The organism is Thermoanaerobaculia bacterium (assembly GCA_035717485.1).
Lineage (GTDB): Bacteria > Acidobacteriota > Thermoanaerobaculia > UBA5066 > DATFVB01 > DATFVB01.
Window position 1 is genome coordinate 1 of the sequence record DASTIQ010000033.1, and the last position, 5,216, is coordinate 5,216.

The 5,216-nt window shown below is 71.1% G+C and carries 5 protein-coding genes; 4 read left to right on the forward strand and 1 reads right to left on the reverse strand.

The window, feature by feature from the left end:
• Positions 1-1,746 (reverse strand): DUF6600 domain-containing protein (locus VFS34_01445; protein ID HET9793096.1); only part of this gene is annotated, 1,746 nt, incomplete at its 3' end.
• Between the two features lie 162 nt (positions 1,747-1,908).
• On the opposite strand from VFS34_01445, the gene VFS34_01450 reads away from it, so the two are divergent.
• The 4 genes from VFS34_01450 to VFS34_01465 form a co-directional block, all read left to right on the forward strand.
• Positions 1,909-2,517 (forward strand): DUF4398 domain-containing protein, encoded by a 609-nt coding sequence (locus VFS34_01450; protein ID HET9793097.1) that lies wholly within the window; start codon positions 1,909-1,911, stop codon positions 2,515-2,517.
• Entirely contained in the window at positions 2,514-3,374 is an 861-nt protein-coding gene (locus VFS34_01455) for a hypothetical protein (protein ID HET9793098.1), read from the forward strand. The genes VFS34_01450 and VFS34_01455 overlap by 4 nt, the downstream gene beginning before the upstream one ends.
• On the forward strand, positions 3,371-4,300 hold the full coding sequence (locus VFS34_01460; GenBank protein HET9793099.1) for a DMT family transporter: 930 nt from the start codon (positions 3,371-3,373) through the stop codon (positions 4,298-4,300). Before VFS34_01455 ends, VFS34_01460 begins: the two co-directional genes overlap by 4 nt.
• A gap of 80 nt (positions 4,301-4,380) precedes the next feature.
• Positions 4,381-5,216: molybdopterin-dependent oxidoreductase (locus tag VFS34_01465; protein ID HET9793100.1), on the forward strand; the 836-nt coding region annotated here is incomplete at its 3' end.

Consider the following 5,216-nt stretch of genomic DNA (forward strand, 5'->3'; position numbering starts at 1 on the left):
CCGGGGGGCCCCCCGTTCGGCCGGCGGCCCGCCGCGCGGCGGGGCGACGGCGCCCGGAGCGATCCGCGCCGGCGCCTGGGCGCTCTTCGAATCGACCGCGGTCGGATTCGCGACGAGAGGCCGCTCCCGCGTGGCGAGCGCTTTTCCCCTCGGCGCGGTGACGGCTTGCGGCCGGACCGCGTCGGCCCGCTTGGGCATCAAGCCCACTCGTCCGCTTTCCGCGGTCGCGGGACGAACCGGAACGGCGGCTCGGGCGCCGTCATGGGCCTGGATCGAGAGCTGGGCCGCGGCGCGGGGAGCGACCGGGGCGCCGTGGTTCTCCTGGATCATGCGCTCCTTCGCCTGGAACGGCGCGGGGGCGGGCGGAGGCGCGACGCGGGTCACGACGGCCCGTCGCTCGACCACGGCCGGCGGGCGGGGCGCCGGACGCGCCGTCGCCGCGGCCACGCGGAGGGAGGCGGTCGTCGGAACGACCGGAATCGGCCCCCGCATGACCGGCGCCGAGGAAACCTGCCGGACGATCCGCTGGTCGCGAACGTAGTTGTTCGAGACGCGGCCGCCCGAAACGAACGTGTTCTGGTTGACGACCGTCACGTACGTTCGATTCACGTAGGTCACGTTCGTGATGTTGACGTTGACGTCGCGCTCGCGGCGTCCTCCCCACCACGGGATGAAGGGGTCTTGCGGAGCGAGCGGGAACCAGCCCACGTACCCGCCGCCGCCGCCGATCGCGAGCGAGGCGGACCATCCGGGACCGCCGCCCACGAAGGCGACGAGCGCCGGAGAATACGAAACCGCGACTCGGGGTCCCGCGGGAACCCAGAACCAGCGGGAGGAATACGTCACCCATCGCCCGTAGTGATAGGGGGCCCAGCCCCAGGGCTCGGCACCGACCCACGTCCAGCCCCAGGGATCCTGCCAGATCCACTGGCCGTCGCGATACGGCGTCCAGCCGGCCTCGACGGTCGACGGCGTCCAGCACCTTCCGTACTGCGGAACGTCCTGCCACTGGCCGTACTGGTCGAGGTCCTCCACCCCGACGACGTCGGCGTTGACGTACTGGTAGGAGCGGACGCGCCGGAAACGCGCGTCCCGGAAGCTCACCCACCGATCCCACGCGTCGATCGGTCCGATCCCCACGACGTCGTAGGAAGGATTGTCGAAGCCCTGGATGGAAATCTCGTTGCCGGACGAGATGGGAATTTCCCCGCCGTCGGCGGACATCGTCGCGTGTCCGCTCCGGACGACGACGCGCGAGTTTCCGTCCTGGTCGACGTCGATCCGGAAAGTTCCCGGCGTGTCGAACGTCACGGCGGCATTCGGCGTGTCGACCTCGAAAACCTCGTCGTTCTGGAGGCGCCGGACGCGGAAAGAAGCGGTTCCGGCGGCGAGCGACAGCTGCTTGACGTCGTCGGTCATATTGAGCGCCGTCAGATCCGTCCCCGGCGCGAGGCGAACGAAGGTCCCGCCGTGGACCTGGAGTTCCATTCGGGTCGCGTCGCCGGTGTACACCCGGTCGCCGAGGGTCAGCGGGACGTTCACGACCGCCGCTTGCCAGTCGTCCGGAGCGTCTCCCCGGCTGTACGACGCGTCGTTGCCGTCGACATAGGAGATCCGGGCCACCGTCTGCTGGATCGGCTCCTCGGTGGAATCCCGATAGTCCTGGGCACGCGCGGGCAGACCGGCGAGCATCAGGATCCCCGCCGTCAATGTCCCGAGCGTCTTCATCATCGTTGTCGTCTTCATCGAGCAACCTCCGCGGGCCGGGGCTGCGAGCCCCGTGCCAATATCGCCTTCTTCCCCGAAGGCAAAAACCCATCAAACCAGGGGGGTTGTCGCCCTTCCTCCACGGGCCGGCCGACCCCTCACCGTCCCCGCCCACCGGGGAGTGTCATATTCTTAGATCATATGCTCCGGCGAACGATCGGGAGGCGCGTCGCGGCTGCCGCGCTCCTGACCATCCTCTGCGCCTGCGCCCGCCGCCCGACGCGGGAGCTCGAAGACGCGAGGCGGGCCCTCGTCGCGGCCGAGGCCGCCCAGGCTCCCGTGTACGCGCCCTCTTCCTTCGCGGAAGCACAGCGCACTCTGCACGAGGCGGAGCGGCTCGCGGGAAGAAGGAAGTACGACGACGCGCGCATCGTCGCCCGCGAATCGGCGGCGCGGTCGAGGGCCGCGGTCGCCATGACGGCCGAGAACCGCGCGAAGATGCTCGAGGCGCTGAAAGTCAACCTCGAGGCGACCCAACGCCAGCTCACCGACGCGGAACAGGAAATCTCCATGGCGGAATCGTCCCGCGTCGATCCCAAGCAGATCGACATGTTCCGGCGCGACCTCGCCGGAGCGCGGGCGAAGCTCGCCGAGGCGAGCCGGCGGCATCAGAACGGCGACCTCCCCGGCGGGCGGAAGTGGTCGGAGGACGCCCGGATCGCCGCGGACATGACCTTGCGGGAAATCCGTTTCGCGATCGCGCAGAACCCGATCGTGCACCCCGCCCCGAAGAAGCGCCGCCGCCCGTGAACGGGCCGCTCCTCTACCGCCGCGGCCCGGCCGACGCGCTGGACGTGTCGGGACGCGACCGGATCGCTTTTCTCCAGGGCCTGACGACGAACGATCTCCGGACGCTTTCCGCCGGCGCGATCTGGGGCGCCGCGCTGAGCCCGGTGGGAAAGGTGCTCTTCGTGTTCCGCGCGGCGATCCGCGGCGATCGGATCCGCCTGCTCCTCTCCCCCGGCGCGGCCGGGCGCGCGGCGGCGCACCTTCGAAAATACGCGGTGTTCCAGGACGTGCGGATCGAAGAGGCGCCTCCCCTCCTCCGCTTCGATCTCTACGGCGCGGAACCGCCGGCGCCGCCCTCGGCCGCCGAAGCGTGGCCGCCGTTCTTCGAGCTCCGCGGAACCTGGCTGGTCGCGGCCGGCGAAGCGGGAGCGATCGAAGCGGTGCTCGCCGCTTCGGGAGCCTCCGTCATCGGCGACGAAGAAGCGGAGGCGCGGCGCATCGAAGCGGGCCGACCCGAGGAAGGAAAGGAGATCGACGAGACCCGCACGCCGGACGAAGCGGGGCTTTCCGGGGCGGTGTCGACGACCAAAGGGTGCTACGTCGGCCAGGAGATCGTCGCGCGCATGCGGACCTACGGCCGCGCGCCGCGCCGTCTCGTCCGTTTCGTCTTCGACGGCGCGGGCCCCGTTCCCGCCGGAACCCGGCTGGTCCGGGCGGCGGAGCCGGACCCGGAGGCGGGGCGGGTCACGTCGTCGGCGATATCGGCGGGCGGCCTCGTCGCGCTCGGATACGTCGGGCGGGGCATCGCCGACGGAGAGACGCTCTCGATCGCCGGCGACCCCGGCCGCGCGGCGCGCGTCGAGCCGATATCGCCGTGACGTCCTGGGCCCGGGCGCGGGCGGGCGCGCCGGCGGAGGCGCCGGAGCTCGCCGTCTTCGGCGCGCTCCTGCTCGCGCAGTTCTTCCTCGGCGTCTTCCCAGTGATCGGAAAGCTGGCGCTCGGGACCATTCCCCCGCTTCCCTTCGCGTTCTTCCGGGTCGCCGGCGCGTCGCTCCTCCTCGGACTGCTGGCCCTCGCGCGCCCCGCGGAACCGATCGCGCGGGAGGACCGGCCGCGGTTCTGGCTCCTCTCGTTTCTCGGCGTCTCGGTGAACCAGATCTTCTTCATCACGGGCCTCGCCCTCTCGACGGCGATCAACGCCGCGATCCTGATGACGACGATCCCCGTCCTGACGCTCGGCTTCGCGATCCTGGCCCGCCGCGAGTCGGCGGCGCCGCGGAAGATCGCCGGATGCGCCGTCGCGCTCGGGGGGGCGCTCTTCCTCGTCGGCGCGGGCCGATTCGACTGGCGGAGCGATCTCTTCCTCGGAGACGTCCTCCTGATGACCAACGCGACGTGCTATTCGCTCTATCTCGTGCTCGCCCGCGATCTCCTGGCGAAGTATTCGGCGGCGACTTTCATCCGCGTCACCTTCCAGATGGGCACGGCGCCGGTCCTCGTTTTCGCGGCCGTGCCGATCGCCCGGATGCATTTTTCGCGCGTGACTCCCCTCGCCTGGATCTGCCTCGCCGCCGTGATCGTCTTCGCGTCGGTCGCGGCCTACGTGCTCAACGCGTGGGCGCTCGCGCGCACCCATGCCTCGCGGGTCGCCGTTTTCGTGACCCTGCAGCCGGTCGTCGCGACGGCGCTGGCCGTCGTGTGGCTGGGAGAGCTCCCGACGGCGAAAGCCGGCGTCGCCGCGGCGCTGATCTTCGCGGGGCTGCTGCTCTCGCGAGCGCCGCTTCCGAAGGTCGAACAGGAATAGCGGAGAAGGCCGGAAGCGGCTCCCCGATTCGGCGCAAAACGGTCCCTGCCGGGCCCGCCCGCTCGACGATAATCGTCCGCATGCCTCTCCTCCCCAGCGCGTGCCCGCTCGACTGCCCCGACTCGTGCAGCCTCGACGTCGAGGTGGACGAAGGCCGGGTGGTTTCGGTCGGAGGGAGCCGCGTCAACCCGGTCACCGACGGCTACATCTGCGCGAAGGTCCGGCGTTTTCCGGAGCGCCTGTACGGTCCCGATCGCCTGCTCCGTCCGCTGATGCGCACGGGGGCGAAGGGAAGCGGCTCGTTTCGCGAGGTTTCCTGGGACGAGGCGCTCGACGCGGCCGCGGCTCGGCTCCTCGCCGCCCGGGACCGGTTCGGCGGCGAGTCGATCCTCCCGTACTCCTACGGCGGGTCGAACGGCTACCTCTCCCAGGACACGACCGACGAACGGCTCTTCCGGAGGCTCGGCGCCTCCCGGCTGGCGAGAACGATCTGCGCGGCCGCGACGGGGGCCGCGGCTCAGGGACTCTACGGAAAGATGCCGGGAGTGGGGTACGAGGACTACCCGGAAGCGCGGCTCATCGTCCTCTGGGGGGTCAATCCATCGGTCACGGGAATCCACCTCGTCCCGAAGATCGACGAGGCCCGGCGGCGCGGCGCGCGGCTCGTCGTCGTCGATCCGCGAACGACGCGGCTCGCCCGCCGCGCGGACCTTCATCTCGCCGTCCGCCCCGGGACCGATCTCCCCGTCGCTCTCGCGTTGATCGGATGGCTCTTCGATTCGGGGCGGGCGGATCGGACCTTCCTCGCCGGCCAGACGACCGGAGCGGAGCGGCTGCGGGAAGCGGCGCGCGCGTGGCCGATCGAACGGGCCGCGCGGATCGCGGGAATCGCGGCGGGGGACCTCGAGCGCCTGGC